The organism is Vibrio sp. 1288, from assembly GCF_033344475.1.
Genome location: NZ_JAWPOX010000945.1, coordinates 1 through 559, shown reverse-complemented (window position 1 = coordinate 559; position 559 = coordinate 1). Strand labels below are relative to the sequence as shown.

Annotated in this window: 1 protein-coding gene; it reads right to left on the bottom strand. The window is 50.1% G+C overall.

Going from position 1 to position 559, the window contains the following annotated elements; genetic code table 11:
* A partial coding sequence (locus R8O11_RS30250; protein ID WP_318195264.1) for a cellulose synthase subunit BcsC-related outer membrane protein occupies positions 1–559 on the bottom strand: 559 nt, incomplete at both ends.

The window sequence follows — 559 nt, the reverse complement described above, 5'->3', positions numbered from 1 at the left end:
TACTTAAACGCTGGTCGTCCGTTGCAATTAACTTATAGTACGCCCCACCTAACACGCCTAAACGAGTGTTGTCTTCAACCTTTTCACCAGTCAAACTATGATACTGCAAGCTACTCCAAAAGCCGTAAGGGCCACCAGTGTCCCAGCTTGAGTTCAACTTCACGCCAGTACGGATAACCCCACCCCATTTAGTCCCTTGAGGGTCAGTCGTGCCACTAGGGACAGACATTCCAGCATAAGAAAGCGTGCTGCTAGTCTCTGGGCGACGCGAAGCTTCTGCAGTCCAACCTAACTCACCTAGATCCCCATTGATGCGCACACCACCAACCCATGTGGTATGGTCGAAACCAATTGGTGTCGTGCCGATATCGACCAACCAATCTTCAGCTTGCCAGCCCGCTCCAAATGCCATACCTGATGCGTCATTTTGGAACGAAGTGCTGTCAGAATCGGTGGTTTTTTCATAGTAGTCCAACTGACCTGAATCGATAGAAACATAATCGGCTTTTAGCAACAGATGCCCATCCCAGCGCTCAATCGGGATTGGTGCGTCTATGGG